Annotated in this window: 24 protein-coding genes; 11 read left to right on the plus strand and 13 right to left on the minus strand. The window is 65.6% G+C overall.

Going from position 1 to position 17,232, the window contains the following annotated elements; all coding sequences use genetic code 11:
- Window positions 1–20 precede the first annotated feature (20 nt).
- Together ACY9XZ_RS06950 and ACY9XZ_RS06955 are read right to left on the minus strand one after the other, a co-directional pair.
- The gene (locus tag ACY9XZ_RS06950) at window positions 21–995 is read right to left on the minus strand and encodes an ArsA family ATPase (protein WP_463456324.1); all 975 of its coding nucleotides are present in this window, start codon (window positions 993–995) and stop codon (window positions 21–23) included.
- Window positions 995–1,291, minus strand: a complete 297-nt coding sequence (locus ACY9XZ_RS06955; protein ID WP_004959670.1) for a hypothetical protein — start codon at window positions 1,289–1,291, stop codon at window positions 995–997. Before ACY9XZ_RS06955 ends, ACY9XZ_RS06950 begins: the two co-directional genes overlap by 1 nt.
- Window positions 1,292–1,436: 145 nt before the next feature.
- Here ACY9XZ_RS06955 and ACY9XZ_RS06960 point away from each other — a divergent pair, with 145 nt between their 5' ends.
- Window positions 1,437–2,738 (plus strand): CobW family GTP-binding protein, encoded by a 1,302-nt coding sequence (locus ACY9XZ_RS06960; protein ID WP_463456325.1) that lies wholly within the window; start codon window positions 1,437–1,439, stop codon window positions 2,736–2,738.
- On the opposite strand, the gene ACY9XZ_RS06965 is transcribed toward ACY9XZ_RS06960, so the two are convergent.
- From ACY9XZ_RS06965 to ACY9XZ_RS06975, 3 genes are all read right to left on the minus strand, one after another.
- On the minus strand, window positions 2,735–2,941 hold the full coding sequence (locus ACY9XZ_RS06965) for a hypothetical protein (RefSeq protein WP_463456326.1): 207 nt from the start codon (window positions 2,939–2,941) through the stop codon (window positions 2,735–2,737). The two genes, ACY9XZ_RS06960 and ACY9XZ_RS06965, sit on opposite strands and share 4 nt — an antisense overlap.
- Before the next feature lie 100 nt (window positions 2,942–3,041).
- Complete coding sequence (locus ACY9XZ_RS06970) at window positions 3,042–3,455, minus strand: SRPBCC family protein (protein WP_463456327.1); 414 nt, start codon at window positions 3,453–3,455, stop codon at window positions 3,042–3,044.
- A 30-nt stretch (window positions 3,456–3,485) separates the two neighbouring features.
- Entirely contained in the window at window positions 3,486–3,800 is a 315-nt protein-coding gene (locus tag ACY9XZ_RS06975; RefSeq protein WP_463456328.1) for a hypothetical protein, read from the minus strand.
- Between the two features lie 113 nt (window positions 3,801–3,913).
- Between ACY9XZ_RS06975 and ACY9XZ_RS06980 the strand changes: the two genes are divergently transcribed.
- Complete coding sequence (locus ACY9XZ_RS06980; protein ID WP_463456329.1) at window positions 3,914–4,126, plus strand: hypothetical protein; 213 nt, start codon at window positions 3,914–3,916, stop codon at window positions 4,124–4,126.
- A 30-nt stretch (window positions 4,127–4,156) separates the two neighbouring features.
- On the opposite strand, the gene ACY9XZ_RS06985 is transcribed toward ACY9XZ_RS06980, so the two are convergent.
- Window positions 4,157–4,528 (minus strand): cupin domain-containing protein, encoded by a 372-nt coding sequence (locus tag ACY9XZ_RS06985; protein ID WP_463456330.1) that lies wholly within the window; start codon window positions 4,526–4,528, stop codon window positions 4,157–4,159.
- A gap of 50 nt (window positions 4,529–4,578) precedes the next feature.
- Complete coding sequence (locus tag ACY9XZ_RS06990; RefSeq protein WP_463456331.1) at window positions 4,579–5,964, minus strand: hemolysin family protein; 1,386 nt, start codon at window positions 5,962–5,964, stop codon at window positions 4,579–4,581.
- A gap of 98 nt (window positions 5,965–6,062) precedes the next feature.
- On the opposite strand from ACY9XZ_RS06990, the gene ACY9XZ_RS06995 reads away from it, so the two are divergent.
- The 3 genes from ACY9XZ_RS06995 to ACY9XZ_RS07005 are packed head-to-tail and all read left to right on the plus strand — an operon-like array spanning window position 6,063 to window position 7,437.
- Window positions 6,063–6,341 carry a glutathione S-transferase N-terminal domain-containing protein gene (locus ACY9XZ_RS06995; RefSeq protein ID WP_463456332.1) on the plus strand — a complete coding sequence of 93 codons (279 nt, stop codon included), beginning with the start codon at window positions 6,063–6,065 and terminating at the stop codon, window positions 6,339–6,341.
- Window positions 6,341–6,850 (plus strand): redoxin domain-containing protein, encoded by a 510-nt coding sequence (locus tag ACY9XZ_RS07000; RefSeq protein WP_463456333.1) that lies wholly within the window; start codon window positions 6,341–6,343, stop codon window positions 6,848–6,850. Before ACY9XZ_RS06995 ends, ACY9XZ_RS07000 begins: the two co-directional genes overlap by 1 nt.
- Before the next feature lie 2 nt (window positions 6,851–6,852).
- Window positions 6,853–7,437: an L-threonylcarbamoyladenylate synthase gene (locus tag ACY9XZ_RS07005; protein ID WP_463456334.1), complete on the plus strand. Its 585-nt coding sequence runs from the start codon at window positions 6,853–6,855 to the stop codon at window positions 7,435–7,437.
- A 31-nt stretch (window positions 7,438–7,468) separates the two neighbouring features.
- Here ACY9XZ_RS07005 and ACY9XZ_RS07010 read toward each other — a convergent pair whose 3' ends face one another.
- Window positions 7,469–8,131, minus strand: a complete 663-nt coding sequence (locus ACY9XZ_RS07010) for a CRISPR-associated protein Cas4 (RefSeq protein ID WP_463456335.1) — start codon at window positions 8,129–8,131, stop codon at window positions 7,469–7,471.
- 129 nt (window positions 8,132–8,260) lie between these two features.
- Window positions 8,261–8,881 (minus strand): conditioned medium-induced protein 4, encoded by a 621-nt coding sequence (locus ACY9XZ_RS07015; RefSeq protein WP_463456336.1) that lies wholly within the window; start codon window positions 8,879–8,881, stop codon window positions 8,261–8,263.
- Window positions 8,882–9,024: 143 nt separating this feature from the next.
- On the opposite strand from ACY9XZ_RS07015, the gene ACY9XZ_RS07020 reads away from it, so the two are divergent.
- The 3 genes from ACY9XZ_RS07020 to ACY9XZ_RS07030 all read left to right on the plus strand — a co-directional run bounded on the left by ACY9XZ_RS07020 (window position 9,025) and on the right by ACY9XZ_RS07030 (window position 12,469).
- Window positions 9,025–11,112, plus strand: a complete 2,088-nt coding sequence (locus ACY9XZ_RS07020; RefSeq protein ID WP_463456337.1) for a (Fe-S)-binding protein — start codon at window positions 9,025–9,027, stop codon at window positions 11,110–11,112.
- A gap of 46 nt (window positions 11,113–11,158) precedes the next feature.
- Complete coding sequence (locus ACY9XZ_RS07025; protein WP_463456338.1) at window positions 11,159–11,362, plus strand: hypothetical protein; 204 nt, start codon at window positions 11,159–11,161, stop codon at window positions 11,360–11,362.
- Window positions 11,363–11,731: 369 nt separating this feature from the next.
- On the plus strand, window positions 11,732–12,469 hold the full coding sequence (locus ACY9XZ_RS07030) for a competence/damage-inducible protein A (protein WP_463456339.1): 738 nt from the start codon (window positions 11,732–11,734) through the stop codon (window positions 12,467–12,469).
- Here the strand turns inward: ACY9XZ_RS07030 and ACY9XZ_RS07035 are convergent.
- Window positions 12,466–12,897, minus strand: coding sequence for a type II toxin-antitoxin system VapC family toxin (locus ACY9XZ_RS07035; protein WP_463456340.1), 432 nt, complete (start codon window positions 12,895–12,897; stop codon window positions 12,466–12,468). The two genes, ACY9XZ_RS07030 and ACY9XZ_RS07035, sit on opposite strands and share 4 nt — an antisense overlap.
- Window positions 12,894–13,187: a hypothetical protein gene (locus ACY9XZ_RS07040; RefSeq protein WP_463456341.1), complete on the minus strand. Its 294-nt coding sequence runs from the start codon at window positions 13,185–13,187 to the stop codon at window positions 12,894–12,896. Before ACY9XZ_RS07040 ends, ACY9XZ_RS07035 begins: the two co-directional genes overlap by 4 nt.
- A gap of 137 nt (window positions 13,188–13,324) precedes the next feature.
- Between ACY9XZ_RS07040 and hemB the strand changes: the two genes are divergently transcribed.
- Both hemB and ACY9XZ_RS07050 read left to right on the plus strand, forming a co-directional pair.
- Window positions 13,325–14,305 carry a porphobilinogen synthase gene (gene hemB, locus ACY9XZ_RS07045; RefSeq protein WP_463456342.1) on the plus strand — a complete coding sequence of 327 codons (981 nt, stop codon included), beginning with the start codon at window positions 13,325–13,327 and terminating at the stop codon, window positions 14,303–14,305.
- 80 nt (window positions 14,306–14,385) lie between these two features.
- Window positions 14,386–14,778: a nuclear transport factor 2 family protein gene (locus ACY9XZ_RS07050; RefSeq protein ID WP_463456343.1), complete on the plus strand. Its 393-nt coding sequence runs from the start codon at window positions 14,386–14,388 to the stop codon at window positions 14,776–14,778.
- Between the two features lie 2 nt (window positions 14,779–14,780).
- Here ACY9XZ_RS07050 and ACY9XZ_RS07055 read toward each other — a convergent pair whose 3' ends face one another.
- Together ACY9XZ_RS07055 and hisA are read right to left on the minus strand one after the other, a co-directional pair.
- On the minus strand, window positions 14,781–15,383 hold the full coding sequence (locus ACY9XZ_RS07055) for a class I SAM-dependent methyltransferase (protein ID WP_463456344.1): 603 nt from the start codon (window positions 15,381–15,383) through the stop codon (window positions 14,781–14,783).
- Window positions 15,384–15,428: 45 nt separating this feature from the next.
- Window positions 15,429–16,169, minus strand: coding sequence for a 1-(5-phosphoribosyl)-5-[(5-phosphoribosylamino)methylideneamino]imidazole-4-carboxamide isomerase (gene hisA, locus ACY9XZ_RS07060; RefSeq protein WP_463456345.1), 741 nt, complete (start codon window positions 16,167–16,169; stop codon window positions 15,429–15,431).
- 107 nt (window positions 16,170–16,276) lie between these two features.
- Between hisA and ACY9XZ_RS07065 the strand changes: the two genes are divergently transcribed.
- On the plus strand, window positions 16,277–17,197 hold the full coding sequence (locus ACY9XZ_RS07065) for a hypothetical protein (protein WP_463456346.1): 921 nt from the start codon (window positions 16,277–16,279) through the stop codon (window positions 17,195–17,197).
- The last annotated feature ends 35 nt before the right edge of the window (window positions 17,198–17,232 follow it).

Raw genomic sequence — 17,232 nt, forward strand, 5'->3', positions numbered from 1 at the left:
TACCGCTACCACGATCCGTCTCAGACGAACGTCGGTGCCTCGGCGTCGGTCTCGACAGCGAGCTCGGCGGCGACATCTCCGAGCAGGTCGCCTTTCACCTCCGCCGTGCGGGTCGTGATTTCCGCGACCAGCGGCGGGTCGAGCGTCTCGCGGACCTCCTGTAGTCGCTCGTTTTCAGTGGCGACCCGGTCCCGGAGATACCGGGCCCCGCGGCCGTCTTCGTGGGGCTCCGGTTCGGGCGTGAGCTTGTTCGCGACGAGGCCACGAACCGAGAGGTCGCGTTCTCGCATCTCGTCGATGGCGCGCCGCGTCTCGTTGACCGAGAGCTGGTCGGGGTTGAGCACGAGGAAGAAGGCGGCGTCGGACTGGAGCGCGCCGCCGGCGAACTCGAAGAACTCCTTGCGGTCCTGCAGGCGCGCGAGCACCGGGTCGCCGTCCATCACGCGCCGGGGTTCGTTGTTGCCGATGGCGGCCTTCTCGAAGAGGTCGATGCTCTTCTCGCGTTTGTGCATCAGCCGGTCGATCCACCCTTCGAGGAACTCCGGCAGACCGAGCAGGCGAAGCGTGCTGCCGGTCGGCGACGTGTCGAAGACCACCCGGTCGTACGGGTCGGCGTTGCGCATCACGTCGACGAAACGGTCGAACAGGGCCGACTCATAGGCCCCCGGCGTCTGGTGGGCCATCTCTAGCTGCTGGTTGATCTCGTTGACCATCGCTGCCGACACCTGCTCGGAGAGGTCGTTGCGGATGCCGTCGAGGTGGCGCTGGGCCTCGGTTTCGGGGTCGATCTCCATCGCGTCGAGCCCGTCGATGCCCTCGACGGATTCTGGGTCGTCGCTGAAGGGCTGGTCGAACACGTCCGTGACGGAGTGGGCCGGGTCCGTCGAGACGACGAGCGTCTCCAGGCCCGCCCGCGCGGACTTGACGCCGTAGGCACAGGAGACGGTGGTCTTGCCGACCCCGCCCTTGCCGCCGAAGAAGACGAACGGCTCCATCAGAAGTGGTACTGCTGGCCCTTGCGTTCGATGTACGACCCACGGTCCCACAGCCGCCGCTCCCAGGCCTCGAAGGTGTCTTCGAGATAGGGCAGCAGTTCGGCGGTGTAGTATGACACCGGCGACGGGATGCCGAAGGCGTCGGGGAAACAGGCCAGCATGAACGCGTCCTCGATGTCCTCGGCCTCCTTCTCGATTTTCTCGTAGGCCGGATGCGTTATCATGCCGTGGTACAGTCCGCGGGCCCACTCCCGTAACGTCCGGCGAAAGCGCTCGATTCGGTCGGCCAGTTCCATCGTGGGTCGTGTGTGCGAGAGGCACGGAGTAAAAGCTGTCGCAGTTACCCGTCGCCGCCGCCCACGCGCCGTGGCAGGACGGCGGTCGTGTTCAGCTACCGGAAACGAGGCGCGATTTGAAGGGAGCCGGCCCACAACAGGGGGTATGCGCGACACCATTCCCGTCACGATTCTCTCCGGGAGCCTCGGGGCCGGGAAGACGACGCTGTTGAACCACCTGCTGACCGAGGCCGGCGACCGCGACATCGCCGTCCTCGTCAACGACATGGGGACGGTCAACGTCGACGCGGAACTGATCGCCGAGGGATCCGAACTGGATGTCGACGACGGCGTGGCGGAGCTGTCGAACGGCTGTATCTGCTGTGAGCTGCAGGACGACCTCGAAACGGCGGTCGTCCGGCTGGCGAACGACCGGGATTTCGACGCGCTGGTCGTCGAGTCTTCCGGCATCTCCGAGCCGGCCCCCGTCGCGCGGCTGTTTACCACCGAGTCGCGCGTAGCCGCGCTCTATCGCGTCGATACGCTCGTGACGGTGCTGGATACCCGACTGTTCCTCGACGCATTCGCCGGCGAGACGCCGGAGCGTCGCGATGCTGGGGAAGCGAACGCCGATGGGGATGGCGACGGCACAGCGGCCGACGACGCCGACCGCCCGCTCTCTGACCTCATGGTCGAACAGGTCGAGCTCTCGAACGTCGTCCTCCTGAACAAGGCTGACCTCTGTTCCGACGCGGAACTCGACGAGGCAGAAGAGCTGGTGCGGGCGCTACAGCCCGACGCCGAGACCATCCGAACGACCTTCTCGCAGGTCGACCCCGACCAGCTGTTCGACCGCGACCTGTTCGACCAGAACGAGATCAACGACCTGCCGGGCTGGAAGCGAGCCCTGGCCGAGGCCGGACACAGCCACAGCGAAGGCAGTCACGACCACGATGGCGATGCCCACGATGACGAGAGCCATGCGGGCGACAGCAGCAACGGACACGACGGCCACCACCATCCCGAGGACGTCTACGGCGTCACCTCCTTCACCTACCGCCGCCGCCGGCCGTTCCACCCAGAGCGTCTGGCCAACGTGCTTCAGGACCTCCCGGCGAGTGTCGTCCGGTCGAAGGGCACCGTCTGGCTGGCAGGCAACGAGTACCGCGTCGTCCTCGGCCAGGCTGGCCCCTCGATACGGGCCGAGGCACAGGGGCCCTGGATCGCGAGCCTCCCGGAAGTCGAGCGGGAGATGTACCGTTCGAACCGGCCGGAACTCGACTGGCACGACGAGCACGGCGACCGCCGGACGGAGCTGGTGTTCATCGGGACCGACTACGACGAAGCGGCCCTTCGGACGGCGCTGGACGACGCGCTGGTGACGGATACAGAATGGAACGACGGCGAGTCGCTCACGGGGCCGTTCCCGGCGGAACAGGGCGCGGAGACGGTGGTTCGGAGCCCCTAACAGGCACAGTCCCGACCGGCCGCACGCTCGAAGCGCATCTCCTCGCCACAATCCGGACACATCGGCTCGCCGTCCAGTTCGACGTCCCTGATGCGGACGCCGCAGTCGTCACACCAGTACGCCCCCTTCGAGCCGTCGTCGGGGCGGGACTTCGTCTCCGACTGTGACGTGAGTGCCTCCCTGACGCTGTCGAGGATGCTCATGATTGTATGTTTATGTCGCGTCTACTAAACGTATCGTGGTTGTGTACAGCCGTCTCACGACCAGCGACGGGCGGACCGTTCGGTGGCTCTCCCCGCCACCTCAGGCCCCGGGCACCTCCGCCGCCAGTTCCTCGATGGCCCGCTCTAGCTCGTTGCCGCGTTTCCAGGCGGCGATGCGGTCGGCGAAGGGGAGCGGCAGGTTCAGTGAGACGGTCGACCGCATCGTGATCCGCGAGCCGTTTTCCTCCGGCGTGACGGTGACCTGCGTCTCTAAGTGGTCGAACGGACCGACATCCCCCTCGGCGGTGTACCGGAGCCCGTCGTCCCGCGACTCGAAGCGTAGCGGCACCGACATCCCCGGGCCGGTCGCAGTGACGAGTGTGCCCGTGTCAGTCTCTTCGACGGCCGTTACGGTAAACGTCCCCTCCGCCGCGACGACCGCCTCCGGCGAGAGCGTGCGGTGGACAGCCGGCGGCCGCGCCATCACGAACCGAGAGCGTTCGACCTCGCGCATACCAGTCCACAGACACACCGGGGTAGTAAATCACAGGGCAAGCGGGGCGGAGACGGCAACGAGAACAACAGCGAACCCGATACCGATATAGACGAGGCGCTGAAAGCGAAGCTCCGGGGCTATCTGTACCCAGGGCGGCGGGGCAGTCCAGACAAGCCGGTGGTACGCGACGGCGGCGACAGCGACGGTGCCGGCTGTCGCAACGGTCAGGCCGGCCCACACCGGCAGCCCGTAGGCGAGGCCGTACAGCGGGCCTACGGAGAACAGCAGCAGCACCGCCATCGCGGTGCAGACGAGGAAGGGGACCGGATCGACCGGGTCACCGTCGCGGTTCCGAACGTCCATACGCCAGTGTTGGACCGCAGCGATGTTTAGTTTCGCGATTCCGCCACATTTGCCAGGGTTCGGCGGTGTGTACTGCCAAAGAGATAAGGGGCGTCCCGCCCGTGTTCGTGGGCATGAGCGACGCAAACGGGTTCGAGGAGGGGGCGACCGGGTCACAGGGCGATCCGCGGGTACTCATCGCGATGAACGTCGTGCTGTCGACGGCGTTTGCAGCCACTATCGTCTGGGGGCTGAGCGTCATCGGCGCGGCGGAGCTCACGGCGATCAACGTCGCGACCGGCGCGATACTGCTGTTCGCGCTGACATACGCCATCACGCTGCAGTAGCGGTCCAGTGGAGCGGTCGCGACGCTCGGCTTATTCGGGGTCGTAGGGATGTACGTCGTCCACCGCGGGCGCGCCGACGACGAGCGTCCGTACTGATTCGGTCGCCGACTCGGGGTTGTGCGCCCGCTGGGGGCTGTCCGGTTCGACGACGAACGCCTCGTCTTCGCCGACCTCGTATGTCTTTTCGGGCGTCTCGACGGCCAGCGTCCCCGAGAGGACGTAGAACAGTTCCTCCTGGTCGTCGTGGTAGTGATACGCGAGCGGAATGTCCTCGCCGGGAGCGACCTCGTAGACGTTCACAGCGGCGTTTTCCAGATCGGCTGCATCACTTATCGACCGCTGGACGCTGGGTCGGTCCGGCGTCGGTTCGATCTCGTCGACTGTGAGGTGGTGATAGCCCATACCATCGCTGTCGGCGGCGGCCGATGTAAAACGACTGCTACCGAGCGGTCTCAGTCCGTGGCCTCTTCGGCGTCGATCGACTCCGCCTCGTCGTCTTCGAGACGGACGACGCGAGCCTTCATGATGCGGGTGTTCTCGACCTGCTCGACGCGGATCTCGACGCCGTCGTAGGTGATCGTCTCGCCCTCCTCGACCAGCCGGCCCGCTCGGTTGAAGATGAAGCCGGCGATGGTCTCGAACTCCTCGCCTTCGGGCAGGTCCAGATCCAGCGCCTCGTTGACCTCCTCGATGTTGACCTCGCCTTTGACCGTCACCGTGTCGTCGCCGACGTACTCGATCGGCTCTTCTTCCTCGCCTTCGAGTATCTCGCCGACGATCTCCTCGGTCAGGTCCTCCATCGTCACCAGCCCCTCGGTGGTCCCGAACTCGTCGATGACGATGACCATGTGGAGGCGCTCGGCCCGCATCTCGGTCAGCAGGTCGTCGACGTTCTTCGACTCGGGGACGTGCAGGGTCGGTTCGATGAGGTCCTCCAAGTGCATGTCCTTTGCCAGCGCCTCGCCGTAGTTGAGGTCCCGCACGAGGTCGCGGATGTGGATGACGCCGATGACGTTGTCCAGGCTCCCCTCGTAGACGGGGATACGGGCGTGGCCGCTCTGGATGCACGTCTCCAGGGCCTCCTCGGCGGAGGCGTCCTTGGCGACGGCGGTCATATCCAGCCGCGGGGTCATCACTTCCTTGGCGATGGTGTCGTTAAACCGGAGGGTGCGCTGGAGCATCTCGCGTTCGTCCTCGTCGAGGACGCCCTCGCGCTCGCCCGTCTCGATGATGTCCTGTATCTCCTCGCGGGTGACGTAGGAGGTCTCGATGGCCGAGCGGCCGCCGGTGATCTTGTTGACGACGCGGGTGAGATAGTCAAAGAGGAGGATGAGCGGGAGCAGCACCTTCTCGGCGACCTTGAGCGGCTTGGAGATGCGCAGCGCCCACGACTCGGTGTTCTCGACCGCGTAGCTCTTGGGCGCACTCTCGCCGAACAGGAGCACGATGGCGGTGATACCGAACGTCGCGACGGCGACGGCCTGTCCCTGGGAGAGATAGAGCGCCAGCAGCCCCGTCGCGATGGAGGACATCGCGATGTTGACGAGGTTGTTGCCGACGAGAATCGTCACGAGCAGGCGATGGGGGTCTTCCTTGAGCTGTTTTAGCGTTTTCGCGCCCGGAACGCCGTCCTCGACGAGGGCCTCTGTCCGGTGAGCGGGCAGGGAGAACATGGCGATCTCCGAGGACGAGAAGAACGCCGAGAGGACGATGAGGAAGACGATAGTGGCGGTACCACCGACCAGCACCACGCTTTCGGGTATCGTGACGCCGGCGTATTCGATAGCCTGCAACGTCGCTGTAGACAGCTCAAACGGCGCAGGTGGATCCAGGGCCATCAACGGTCGAAGTTGTAATGGGCGGGGATTAAGACTTGTCATGGCGGGGGCGCCAGCGAAGCCCTTACCCGGCTTTCGCGCGTATCGCCGCGCAGAGTATGAGCGAGTCCGACATCACGCTGTACCGGCTGCAGGCGTGTCCGTTCTGTGAGCGCGTCGTCCGAACGCTGGACGAGTACGACCTCGACTACCAGTCGCGGTTCGTCGAGCCGATGCACTCCGACCGGGACGTGGTCAAGCGACTGTCCGGCAAGCGAACCGTCCCGGCGATCGTCGACGAGAACACCGGCGTCACGATGTCCGAGAGCGCGAACATCGTCGCGTATCTGGAGCGGACATACGGCGAGGGCGAGGAGACCGCGGGAGGTGCGGCCTGATGGACCTCGATTTCGACGTCGTCGACCTCGACCCGGTCGACCACCCCGAAGAAGGCGACACCGCGCCGGATTTCACGCGCCCGCTCGTCAACGACGAGTTCTGGGAAGACGAGTCGCTCGCGTCGCTGTGTGCCGATAGCGACCGGGTCGTCCTCGTGTTCCACGCGATGGACGGCGCGTTCCCGGCGACCTACATCTGGAACGAGATCCGCGACCGCGCGTGGCACGAACGGGCCACCGTCGTCGGCGTCTCCATCTCGACGCCCTACGAGCACAAGCAGTTGCTCGAAGAGCGGGAGATCGAGGGGGACTACCGGCTGTTCTCGGACCCGGCAAACGGCGTCGCGGGGGAGTACGGCATCGACATGGACCTCGACGGGATGGCCGGCATCGAGGAGCCGCGCCCGTCGGTGTTCGTCCTCGATAGCGACCGCACTATCGAATACGCGTGGGTCGCACAGGAGTGGCCCGACTTCCCGGACTACGACGAAGTCGAAGCCCAGCTCTGACGATGGCGACAGTCGACGACGCCGCGGCAGCGGTCCGCAACGGAGAGCTAGTCGTCTATCCCACGGAGACGGTGTACGGCCTCGGTGCGGACGCGCTCGATGCTGCTGCCGTCGAGCGCGTGTTCGAGGCGAAAGGCCGCGAGCGCGACAAACCGGTGTCGATGGCCGTTCCCGATGTCGAGACCGCTCGCGAGTACACGCGCGTGAACGAGCGCGAACTGGCGTTCATGCGCGAGTTCCTCCCCGGCCCGGTCACCGTCGTCGTCGAGCGCCGGGACGCGGTGCCGGACGTACTGGTCGCCGGTCGGGACCGCGTCGGGGTTCGCATCCCCGACCACGACCTGGCGCTGGAACTGCTCGGCGAGACTGGGCCGCTAACGGCCACCAGCGCCAACATCTCCGGAAACCCGAGCGCCCGCTCCGTCGAGGACCTCGACGCCATCCGCGAGCGCGCCGCGGTGGTCCTCGACGCCGGCGAGACCGAGGGCGGGACCGGCTCGACGGTCGTCGACGTCGAGAGCGGGACGATACACCGTCGCGGCGCACGCGCCGACGCCGTCGAGTCGTGGCTGGCAGCCCGGGACTGACTGGCGGGTCACCGTTTCAAGCCCTGCCGATTCACTGTAACATCGACCGTAGCGACCGCGTTTGTACCCCGCAGTCGCCGCTGAATTCGCAGGGCTTGCACTTGGCGTCGTTGCGCACCCGGCCCGGCGGCCCGTCGATACTGTCGGCGGTTCTGACCGCGCGACGGTAGACGCCGGCCCGCCGCGCGTTCACGTCGATGCGCCGGATGACGCCATACGCCGGATACTCGGCGTAGGCGATATCGATCTCTCGCTCGCGCTCCCAGGCGAGCGCCTTCGCAGCGGCGACCAGGCGCACGGTCTGGGGCTCCCAGACGCCCTGCTCCGGCGGCCGACCGGCGAAAACGAGCGACGGGACCGGTCCCTCCTGCCCGGCGACGATCTTGTGTGCGATACCCCGAGCGTCTTTCCCTTCGAGATACGCGTCGGTCGCCGTCGGGGCGATCAGCGCGTCCCAGTCGGCGAGCCGGTTCCGAAGCTCTCTGAGGCGGTCGCGGTACTCGTCCGGCCCCACTTCGATGGGGGCGGCCAGCAGCGCGGCATCATCGGTCAGCAGCCGTTCGTAATCACGGGCGAGTCGGCGAACCGACTCGATCTCGTCCGGAATCTCGCTCGCCCCGTCGCGGCGACGGTAGTAGAGCTTCCGCGGGCAGTAGGCTGCCGTTTCCAGTTCCCTGAACGTATGGGTCGGCATAGCCCCGGATGGGCCCGTTCCCCTACAAGAACGTTCGGCGAGGTGGAGCGGTACTGTTTATTTTGCAGTTGTAGCTGCAGCGAGTCAGAGAGGCGGCTGACGGCCAAGAGAAGAAAACGTCTCTGCCAGTCACATCGACACGTCAGCGCCGGAATCCAGCGCGTCGATGTCTTCGGTGGCTTCGTCGAGACCGTCTTCGCGGAGTGCGGCGGCGTGCTGTGTCGACAGCCCGGCGTCAGTGAGCACGTCCTCGAACTCGCTCTGGAACCGGTGGGAGACCCGGCGGGCGGCGTCCTGTGCGGCGACGACGCGACGGTAGTGGTCGGTCCAGGACTCGTCGATGTCGAACTCGTCGGCGAGTTCGGCGACGGACGGATCGTCGTCGGCGACGCGGCGGCGGAATGCGGCCAGGTCGAACGGTGCCTCTGTGTCCTCGTCGCGGAGGAGATGTAGGTCCAGTCGCGCCTCGACCACGTCGGGCTCGTCCGCGCCGATTTCGGACGCGATAGTCGCGTCGTCGCTCCCCTCGTAGAACAGTCGGACCACTGTCACCAGGGCGTCGTCGGCGAGGTCGGTCCGGAACTCGTATCGCTCGCGCATCCGCGCGATGACATCACCGAGCCGGTCCGCGACACCGGCCTCGTCAGTATCGGCCAGGGACCCTCTCGACGCCTCCTGAGACTCCGTCACAGCCCCTTCGTCGGAGACGTCCATGAAGATGTCACGGAGTTCTTCGGTCTTCTCGTCCATCGAACACTAAACTACGTCTCGGGAGTGATATATCTGTCGGATGGACAACGTAACGGCGAAAAACTTTCAACAGTTCCGCAATTCTCGCAGGACGGCGCGGGGGCGTGGCAAGATTTAAGCGGGCACGAAACACGTGTTACCGTATGCCATCTATACTCCAGACGACCACGCGCCCGACGTTCTGGCGCATCGGTGACGTGGGGAAAGCGCTGTTCTACTATCTCGCAGCGCTCGCCGTCATCGTCTTTCTCTACGGCGTGTACGACCGCATCACCCGCTATGCAAGGGGGAGTGAGGACCCCTTCGAGCGACTGGACGACCTGCCACAGCGGACGGTTGCGGCGGCACAGTTGGCCCTGTCGAACCGGAAACAGTTGGACCGAGACACCATCGCTGGCGTGATGCACGCGTTCGTCGTCTGGGGCTTTCTGACGCTGCTCATCGGAACGACGATTCTGGGTATCGATATCGATCTCTACCGACCGTTGACCGGTGAATCCTTCTTCGTCGGCCGGTTCTACCTCTCCTATTCGTTCGTGATGGATGCGATGGGGCTGCTGTTCGTCGTTGGCGTCGGCGTGGCGCTGTGGCGGCGCTACGGCCGTAAACTGGATCGTCTCCACGACCGGCATACCTCCCGCGAGGACGATCTGTTTCTCGGCGCGCTGTTCGTGCTGGGCGTCGGCGGGTATCTCACCGAGGGTATTCGGATTCTCGGCACTTCGACGGTGCGTGACGTCTCCTTCGAGACGGTGAGTTTCGTCGGCTGGTCGGTCAAAGAAGTGCTCGTGATGGCCGGGATGACACCGGAACTGGCAGCGGGCGCGTACCCCTTCGTCTGGTGGAGCCACTCGCTCGTCGCGCTGTGGTTCGTCGCCTGGATCCCCTACGCGAAGCCGTTCCACATGCTCTCCTCGTTTGCGAACCTCGTCGCCCGCGACGAGAACGCCGGCGTGCGACTGCCGGGCGTGCCGAGCGACGCCAGCCCCGAGGAGATCGGCCCCAGCGACATCGACGACTTCTCCTGGAAGCAGTTACTCGACCACGACGCCTGTACCAAGTGCGGGCGCTGCTCCGCAGTTTGTCCGGCGAAGGCCGCCGGACGGCCTCTGGACCCGCGCAACGTCATTCTGGACCTGAAACGCTACCGCGAGGAGCGCGACGCCGGCGGCGAGGACGTGCCCATCATCGCCGACGGCGGCACCTCAGTTATCGACGCTCACACGATGGAGTCGTGCATGTCCTGTATGGCTTGTATGGACGCCTGCCCGGTCGACATCGAACACGTCACGCAGTTCACCGAGATGAACCGCCGGCTCACCGAGGCCGGCGAGATGGACGAGCACGTCCAGGACGCGATGATGAACGTGTTCCAGCACGGCAACACCTTCGGCGACCCCGAGCGCGCCCGGCCGGACTGGACCGAAGACCTCGACTTCGAGGTGCCGGACGCCCGCGACGAACCGGTCGAGTACCTCTGGTACGTCGGCGACTACCCGAGCTACGACGAGCGCAACCGGAAGATAGCGCGCGCGCTGGCCCGCGTGTTCGAGGCCGCCGACGTTGATTACGGCATTCTCTACGAGGCCGAGCAGACCGACGGCAACGACGTCCGCCGCGTCGGCGAGGAGGGCCTCTACGAGATGCTCGTCGAGGACAACGCCGCGGCGATGCTGGACTGTGAGTTCGAGTCCATCGTCACGACGGACCCCCACGCCTACAACACGTTCATGAACGAATACCCCGAGTTCGAGGCCTGCGAGTGGGGCGAAGACGACGTGTTCCACTACACGCAGGTCGTCGCCGATCTCGCCGACTCGGGCGCGCTCGGCCTCTCCGGGTCAGAGCTTGACTACACCGTCACCTACCACGACCCCTGTCACCTCGGGCGGTACAACGGCGAGTTCGAAGCGCCGCGGGACCTCATCCGCGCGACCGGGGCCGACCTCCACGAGATGCCGCGCAACAGGGACGACTCCTTCTGTTGTGGCGGTGGCGGCGGCGGCCTCTGGATGGACTTAGAAGAGGAAACCAAACCCAGCGAGGAACGCCTGCGGGAAGCACTCGAAGACACCGACGCGGGCGCGGCCGTCGAGAAGTTCGTCGTCGCCTGCCCGATGTGCATGACGATGTACGAGGACGGGCGCAAGACCGGCGGCTACGAGGACGACCTCGAAATCGTCGGCGTCACCGAACTGCTGGCGGAGGCGGTCGGGGAAGCGAGAGTCTGACCACTCGGATACAAATTTCTAAGTAGGTGACCGAAAAATTATTGCTATGCCCCTCCTCTCCATCCCGGGAGTACCGGGCGCAACGGAACTCATCGTCGCGGTCATGGTACTAGCGGTGTCCGTCGGACTGCCGGCCGCCGGCATGATATTCGTCTACAACTATCTCGACGGCAAACGCGGCTACGAGAAGCGCATTGCCGAACTCGAACGGCAGGTCGAGGCACTCGAAGCCGAGCTAGCCGAGGAGTAACGACTGGCCCCGGTATCTTACGTTTGCCGGTACACTGACACAACTGTGAAGTCGCGCTGATCACCGTCGGCGCGACGAGTTAATCTGTCACTTCCCAAGGGTGTGTCTCGGATTCCTCGCTGTCTGTGTTCGACGAGTGGTGTTGGTTCGGGTCGACGGGTTTGAGGCAGTCGACACAATTGCTGACAAGTACCATGACCCAAGTTAGCAGGAGGCAGTATATGTATGTTACCGGCATATGGCTAGACTGGATATAATGTCATTATATACCATCAGTACGGATTCGTATCGGCACAGCGCAGTGTATTCGGGAGATTGGTTTCCCAGTCGGCCAAACGCTTAACGCCGGCAGGCCCCCACGGCGGGATGATGGAGGTCGCATTGCTCACCGTCGGAGACGAACTGCTGGCCGGAGATACGGAGAACACGAACGCGTCGTGGCTGGGCCGCCAACTCACGGCCGCTGGAGCGAGCGTGAGCCGTGTCCTGACCGTGCCCGACGACGAGGCGGTCATCGCCGACGCCGTGGCGCGGTATCACGACGCCTTCGACGCGGTCATCGTCACCGGCGGTATCGGCGGGACGCCCGACGACGTAACGAAGGCCGGCGTCGCACAGGCGTTCGGCCGCGACCTCGTCGTTCCCGGGGACGTCCGGGCACACCTCGAAGCGAAGGCCGAGCAGTTCGCTGACGACAACCCCGAGATGGTGGACCGGTACGACATGGACTTAGACCTCGACGCGTGGGCGTCGATTCCGGAAGGCGGGCAAGCGCTGCTGACAGACGAGAGCTTCGCCGCCGGCTGTGTCATCGACCGCGTGTACGTGTTCCCGGGTATCCCCGAGGAACTGAAAGCGATGTACGAGACCGTCGCCGACGAGTTCGACGGCACCCGGACGACGGAGACGATTCACACGCCCGCCCCGGAGGGCGCTCTGGTCGGCCGCGTTACCGAAGCCCGCGAGCAGTTCAACGTCGCCGTCGGGAGCTATCCGCGCAAGGACGACGCGCCGGGCCGGGTGAAAATCACGGGCGATGACCCGGCGACCGTCGCCGACGCGGCCGCCTGGCTCCGCGAGCGGATCGAGACGGCCGACGAGTATTAGAGGTCAGAGGGGTTCAGCCGCGAGACGAGACCGTCGAAATCGTCGTCGAAAGACAGCACGTGATCGAAGTCGTGGTGCTCCACTAGGGCAATCGTTGACGCATCGGTAAAACTCAGGCCGTGATCCGCGTACCGCTCCCGGACATCCACAGCCTCAAAGAACAGGTCACGGCCGAGGAAGATGAGATCGATCGCATCGGGGAACCCATTCCTGCCCAAAATCCGGTCTCCAACCGTTCGGGCCTGCGTCGCATCGCCAAATCTCGACAGCGTGAGGGTCACCGTTTCGTCGTAAACATAATCGCTCGTAATCGGTCGGCCGAACTGTCCGTCGAGGACGATTGAAAGGGCGTTTTGGGCGGATTCGTGCCGAGAGGAATCCCTGTCGTGGTGGGCGTAGAAGACCCCTGTATCGACGACAATCGTCACTTCGAGGCGGCCTCCTCGTCATAGAGGACGTCGTCAATATCAGCCTCCGCAACGGGGTTCCCAGAAGACGCGGTGCCGTCGAGCCACCGCTCGCGCTCCTCGCCGGAGACGCCATCCCAGTCCTCTCGAAACGAATCGACGAGGGCTGATTTCGACTCGAACTCCCGCTTGACGATACGATCTAGCAGTTCCTGTTGTGTCACCGACCGACCAGTTTCGAGTTCGATCTCCGTCTGCAGTCGTTCGAGGCGGTCTTTGGTAGCCTCGTCGACTGACACCGATGTCGCCATACCCGAAGGTAACACGTTCACCGGTGTAAATATTCGTACTGGACCTGTGTTGTGGACGGCCTGGCTCCGCGAGCGGATCGAGACGGAGTAGGTCGGTAAGCGGTGGGTTGATGCCGGCCACGGACTGAAGTGGGGGTATGAACCTGACACAGCGCCCGCGCCGCCTGCGGACCGACGGCGTGCGACCGCTGGTACGCGAGACAGACCTCTCGGCGTCGGACCTCATCGCGCCGGTGTTCGTCGATGCGACCACCGACGAGCGCGTCCCCATCGAGACGATGCCGGGCCACGAACGGGTCCCGGTCGATGCGGCGGTCGACCGCGTGGAAGAGATTCTGGAAACCGGCGTCGAAGCGGTGATGCTGTTCGGCGTCCCGGAATCGAAAGACGAACGCGGGAGCCGCGCCTGGGCCGAAGACGGCGTCGTACAGGAGGCGACCCGCCGGATCACGAGCGAAACCGACGCCTACGTCATCACGGACGTCTGTCTCTGTGAGTACACCGACCACGGCCACTGCGGCGTCCTCGAAGACCACGCCGCCGAAGACCCGCGGCTGACGGTGCGAAACGACGAGACGCTTGCCCTGCTGGGGAAAATCGCCGCGAGCCACGCCGCGGCCGGGGCCGACATGGTCGCGCCGTCGGGGATGATAGACGGCATGGTGGGCGCGATCCGGGAAGCGCTGGACGCCCAGGGTGATACCGACGTGCCGATCATGAGCTACGCCGCGAAGTACGAGTCGGCCTTCTACGGTCCGTTCCGGGACGCTGCCGACGGCGCACCGGCCTTCGGCGACCGCCGGCACTACCAGATGGACCCCGCGAACGCACGCGAGGCCCGCCGCGAAGTCGACCTGGATGTCGAGCAGGGCGCGGACGTACTAATGGTCAAGCCCGCGCTGCCGTACCTTGATATCGTCAAGGAAATTCGGGAGTCCTACGACCACCCAGTCGCCGCCTACAACGTCTCCGGCGAGTACGCGATGTTGCACGCCGCCGCCGAGAAGGGGTGGCTCGACCTCGAAGCGGTCGCCTACGAGTCGTTGCTGTCTATCAAGCGCGCCGGCGCGGATCTGATTCTCACCTACTTCGCCGAAGACCTCGCGGACAAGCTTTGAGCAGCCAACGCAGCGACACCGCTCGGTGAGCCCGTCCGACGGGTGTGTCAATGAAGTGGCTGGCCGCTGTATGTGCGTGTATGAACGCCACAGCGACTATCGAGGCCTACTACGCGGCGCTCCGTGCCGGTGACCCCCTCGGTCCGTTCTTCGCCCTCGATGCGGACTGCTCGGTCGTTAAGTTCGGCATCTCCGAGCAATTGGTCGGAACCGACGCCATCAGGGACGGACTGCGGGAACAGACCGAGACGACGACGGACTGGGCCGTCGACAGCCGTGCGCTCCGGGTGACAGAACGCGACGGCTACGCGTGGTTCAGCGACGACGTGAAGCTGTGCTGGACCGACACCGAGGACAGGGTCCGCCACGAGTACGACACCCGCTGGAGCGGGACCCTCGAAGCCTCCGACGGGACGCGCGAGTGGCAGTTCGTCGGCATGCACGTCAGCACGGCTGACGACCTGGGCGAGTAGGCTCAGTCCGTGGCGAGCGTGGCGAAGACGAACTCGCTGTCGCTCCCGAGGGGGTCCGCCGCGGTGACCGTCTCCGTCTCGGTGAAGCCGGCCTCGGCCAGCTGGTCGAGGGTCGCCCGCCGGCCCGGTGCCGAGAAGAACATCGATCCGCCCATCCAGCCGCGGCGGACGGTTTCGAACCGGCCGCTCGGCAGCGTCATCAGCACGGTCCCGCCCGCTCGGAGCACGCGAGCGAACTCCCGGTAGACGGCCGGGTGCTGGTCCCGCGGGACGTGAAAGACGGCGTGGTAGGCCGTGATCGCGTCCACGCTGTCGGTCGCAATCGGGAGCGCCGTCATATCGCCCTGCACGAGTCGGCTGTCCGGCACCGTCTCGGCGGCGAGGGCCAGCCCCGCACGCGAGAAGTCGAGGCCGACGCTGTCCGCCGGGAGGTTCGCGAGCGTTCGGGCACCGTCGCCACAGCCCACGTCGAGGACGGTCGGCGCTCCGGAGAGCCGTTCGAGCAGGTCATCGAGCAGTGCCGCGTCCGACCCGGTCGGATCGCGCCGCTCGGCGTAAGTCTCGGAGACGCTGTCCCACGCGCGACGCACCTCGTTTCGGTCCATGTGTGCTGTGAGGCTGCCACACGGTTATGCGTTCAGCCGACCGGGCTACTCCGAGGTCTCGCCGAGGGCGTCCATCGCCGCGTCAAGCGTGAACTGCCCCTCGTAGAGCGCGCTGCCGACGACGACGGCCGCCGCCCCCGCCGACCGCAGCGCCAGCACGTCGTCGATTGTCGCCACGCCGCCGCTTGCGATCACCGGGATGTCGACGCTGTCGACCAGCCGACGGACCGGCTCTGTCCTGACCCCCTCCAGTTGCCCCTCCACGTCCACGTCGGTAAAGAGGATGCCGCCGGCCCCGAGGTCGGCGTACCGCTCGGCGGCCTCGGCGGGGTCCAGCCCGGTGCCTTCGGTCCATCCCGACACCACGACTTCGCCGTCCTTCGCGTCGAGGCTCACCAGCACACTGCCGGGGTGTTCGTCGCTGATTTCGCGGACGATTTCGGGCGTCTCGACGGCCGCCGTTCCGAGGATGACCCGATCAAGCCCGCGGTCCAGCAGCGAGACGGCGTCCTCGGCGGTCCGGATACCGCCGCCCAGTTGCACGCCCACGTCGGCCCCCACCGCGTCGAGGACGGCGTCGATGGCCGCGGCGTTCTGTCGCTCGCCTTCGAACGCGCCGTCGAGGTCGACGAGGTGCAGCGTCCGCGCACCGGCGTCGACCCACCGCTGTGCGGCCTCGACCGGGTCGCCGTAGGTCTTCTCCGTGCCCCGTTCGCCGCCGACCAACTGGACCACCTGTCCGTCCTGCATGTCGACCGCGGGAACGACCTCGAACTCGGGAAACATGGGCGGAGGTCCGGCGCCGGCCGTCGAAAGCGTGTCGGTCCGCTGTGTCTGGACGGCTGGCTCCGGTGTACCCCCATCCTTTTACGCCGTCATGGGAAAGGTCCGCTATGGTTACTGCAACACTCGTCCTCACACCGCTCGCCCGTCGGCTCGAAGCAATCATGTTCGGGCGGTACGAGCGCGAGTACCGGCTGTTCGAGCAGGCCGTGCTGGTCGTCGCCGTCGCCCTGGCACTGGCCTGGGGACTGGCAGCGTTCGGTGTCCTGCCGCTGGATGCCGGCGCGACATCGGTGCTCGCGACTGCTGCGAGCGTCGCCATCTCGGCGTTCGTCGTCGTCGGCCTCCTGCAGTTCCTCGTCCTGGCGAACGTCCTCGAACGGACGAACGAGGACGTCGCCACGAAGGCCGCTGAACTCGAAGAGGCCGCGGAACAACTGGAGACGACTGCCGAGGAACTAGAGACCACCGCCGACGAGGTCGAGGACGCCGCGGAAACGGTCGACGAGGCCGCCGAGGACGTCGAGAAGACGGCCGACGATGTCGAGCAGACTGCCGGCGAGGTGGAACAGACCGCGGATGAAGTGGAGGAAACCGTCGACGAGGTCGAACAGACGGCCGACGAAGTAGAGCAGACGGCCGACGAAGTCGAACAGACCGCGACCGAGACCGGTGACGAGGACGCCGCCAAGAAAGTGACCGAGGTCAAGGACAAGACGACCGAAGTGAAGGACAAGACGACCGAAGTGAAAGACAAGACGACCGAAGTCAAGGACAAGGCGACGAAGGCGAAAGACAGAACGACCGAGGTCAAGGACAAGACGACCGATGTGAAAGACAAGACAAGCGAGGCGAAACAGACCGCCGAGTCAGTCACGGCGGAGGTCGAAGCGGCCAAGCGGACAGCAGAGGAAGTGGAGGAGACAGCTGCAGAGGTCGAGGAGACGGTGCCGGCCGACGACGAGCACCTCGCTGGGGAGGCCGGCGAATCCGATACTGACGACGGTGGCTCGGACGAGCGGTCGTCCTAACGCCTGCCGAAACTTGGTCGAGCACCTGTTCGGTA

The sequence above is a fragment of the Haloarcula sp. HT12 genome, from assembly GCF_055271655.1.

Bases quoted from the DNA above. Each gene is read 5' to 3' on its own strand.
- ACY9XZ_RS07055 (WP_463456344.1), bottom strand. From the start codon at position 15,383: ATGGACCGAAACGAGGTGCGTCGCGCGTGGGACAGCGTCTCCGAGACT.
- ACY9XZ_RS07025 (WP_463456338.1), top strand. From the start codon at position 11,159: ATGCCCCTCCTCTCCATCCCGGGAGTACCGGGCGCAACGGAACTCATC.
- ACY9XZ_RS06990 (WP_463456331.1), bottom strand. From the start codon at position 5,964: ATGGCCCTGGATCCACCTGCGCCGTTTGAGCTGTCTACAGCGACGTTG.
- ACY9XZ_RS06950 (WP_463456324.1), bottom strand. From the start codon at position 995: ATGGAGCCGTTCGTCTTCTTCGGCGGCAAGGGCGGGGTCGGCAAGACC.
- ACY9XZ_RS07050 (WP_463456343.1), top strand. From the start codon at position 14,386: ATGAACGCCACAGCGACTATCGAGGCCTACTACGCGGCGCTCCGTGCC.
- ACY9XZ_RS06965 (WP_463456326.1), bottom strand. From the start codon at position 2,941: ATGAGCATCCTCGACAGCGTCAGGGAGGCACTCACGTCACAGTCGGAG.
- ACY9XZ_RS06960 (WP_463456325.1), top strand. From the start codon at position 1,437: ATGCGCGACACCATTCCCGTCACGATTCTCTCCGGGAGCCTCGGGGCC.
- hisA (WP_463456345.1), bottom strand. From the start codon at position 16,169: ATGTTTCCCGAGTTCGAGGTCGTTCCCGCGGTCGACATGCAGGACGGA.
- ACY9XZ_RS06995 (WP_463456332.1), top strand. From the start codon at position 6,063: ATGAGCGAGTCCGACATCACGCTGTACCGGCTGCAGGCGTGTCCGTTC.
- ACY9XZ_RS07015 (WP_463456336.1), bottom strand. From the start codon at position 8,881: ATGGACGAGAAGACCGAAGAACTCCGTGACATCTTCATGGACGTCTCC.
- ACY9XZ_RS06980 (WP_463456329.1), top strand. From the start codon at position 3,914: ATGAGCGACGCAAACGGGTTCGAGGAGGGGGCGACCGGGTCACAGGGC.
- ACY9XZ_RS07040 (WP_463456341.1), bottom strand. From the start codon at position 13,187: ATGGCGACATCGGTGTCAGTCGACGAGGCTACCAAAGACCGCCTCGAA.
- hemB (WP_463456342.1), top strand. From the start codon at position 13,325: ATGAACCTGACACAGCGCCCGCGCCGCCTGCGGACCGACGGCGTGCGA.
- ACY9XZ_RS06955 (WP_004959670.1), bottom strand. From the start codon at position 1,291: ATGGAACTGGCCGACCGAATCGAGCGCTTTCGCCGGACGTTACGGGAG.
- ACY9XZ_RS06975 (WP_463456328.1), bottom strand. From the start codon at position 3,800: ATGGACGTTCGGAACCGCGACGGTGACCCGGTCGATCCGGTCCCCTTC.
- ACY9XZ_RS07030 (WP_463456339.1), top strand. From the start codon at position 11,732: ATGGAGGTCGCATTGCTCACCGTCGGAGACGAACTGCTGGCCGGAGAT.
- ACY9XZ_RS07005 (WP_463456334.1), top strand. From the start codon at position 6,853: ATGGCGACAGTCGACGACGCCGCGGCAGCGGTCCGCAACGGAGAGCTA.
- ACY9XZ_RS07020 (WP_463456337.1), top strand. From the start codon at position 9,025: ATGCCATCTATACTCCAGACGACCACGCGCCCGACGTTCTGGCGCATC.
- ACY9XZ_RS07010 (WP_463456335.1), bottom strand. From the start codon at position 8,131: ATGCCGACCCATACGTTCAGGGAACTGGAAACGGCAGCCTACTGCCCG.
- ACY9XZ_RS07065 (WP_463456346.1), top strand. From the start codon at position 16,277: ATGGTTACTGCAACACTCGTCCTCACACCGCTCGCCCGTCGGCTCGAA.
- ACY9XZ_RS06985 (WP_463456330.1), bottom strand. From the start codon at position 4,528: ATGGGCTATCACCACCTCACAGTCGACGAGATCGAACCGACGCCGGAC.
- ACY9XZ_RS07000 (WP_463456333.1), top strand. From the start codon at position 6,341: ATGGACCTCGATTTCGACGTCGTCGACCTCGACCCGGTCGACCACCCC.
- ACY9XZ_RS06970 (WP_463456327.1), bottom strand. From the start codon at position 3,455: ATGCGCGAGGTCGAACGCTCTCGGTTCGTGATGGCGCGGCCGCCGGCT.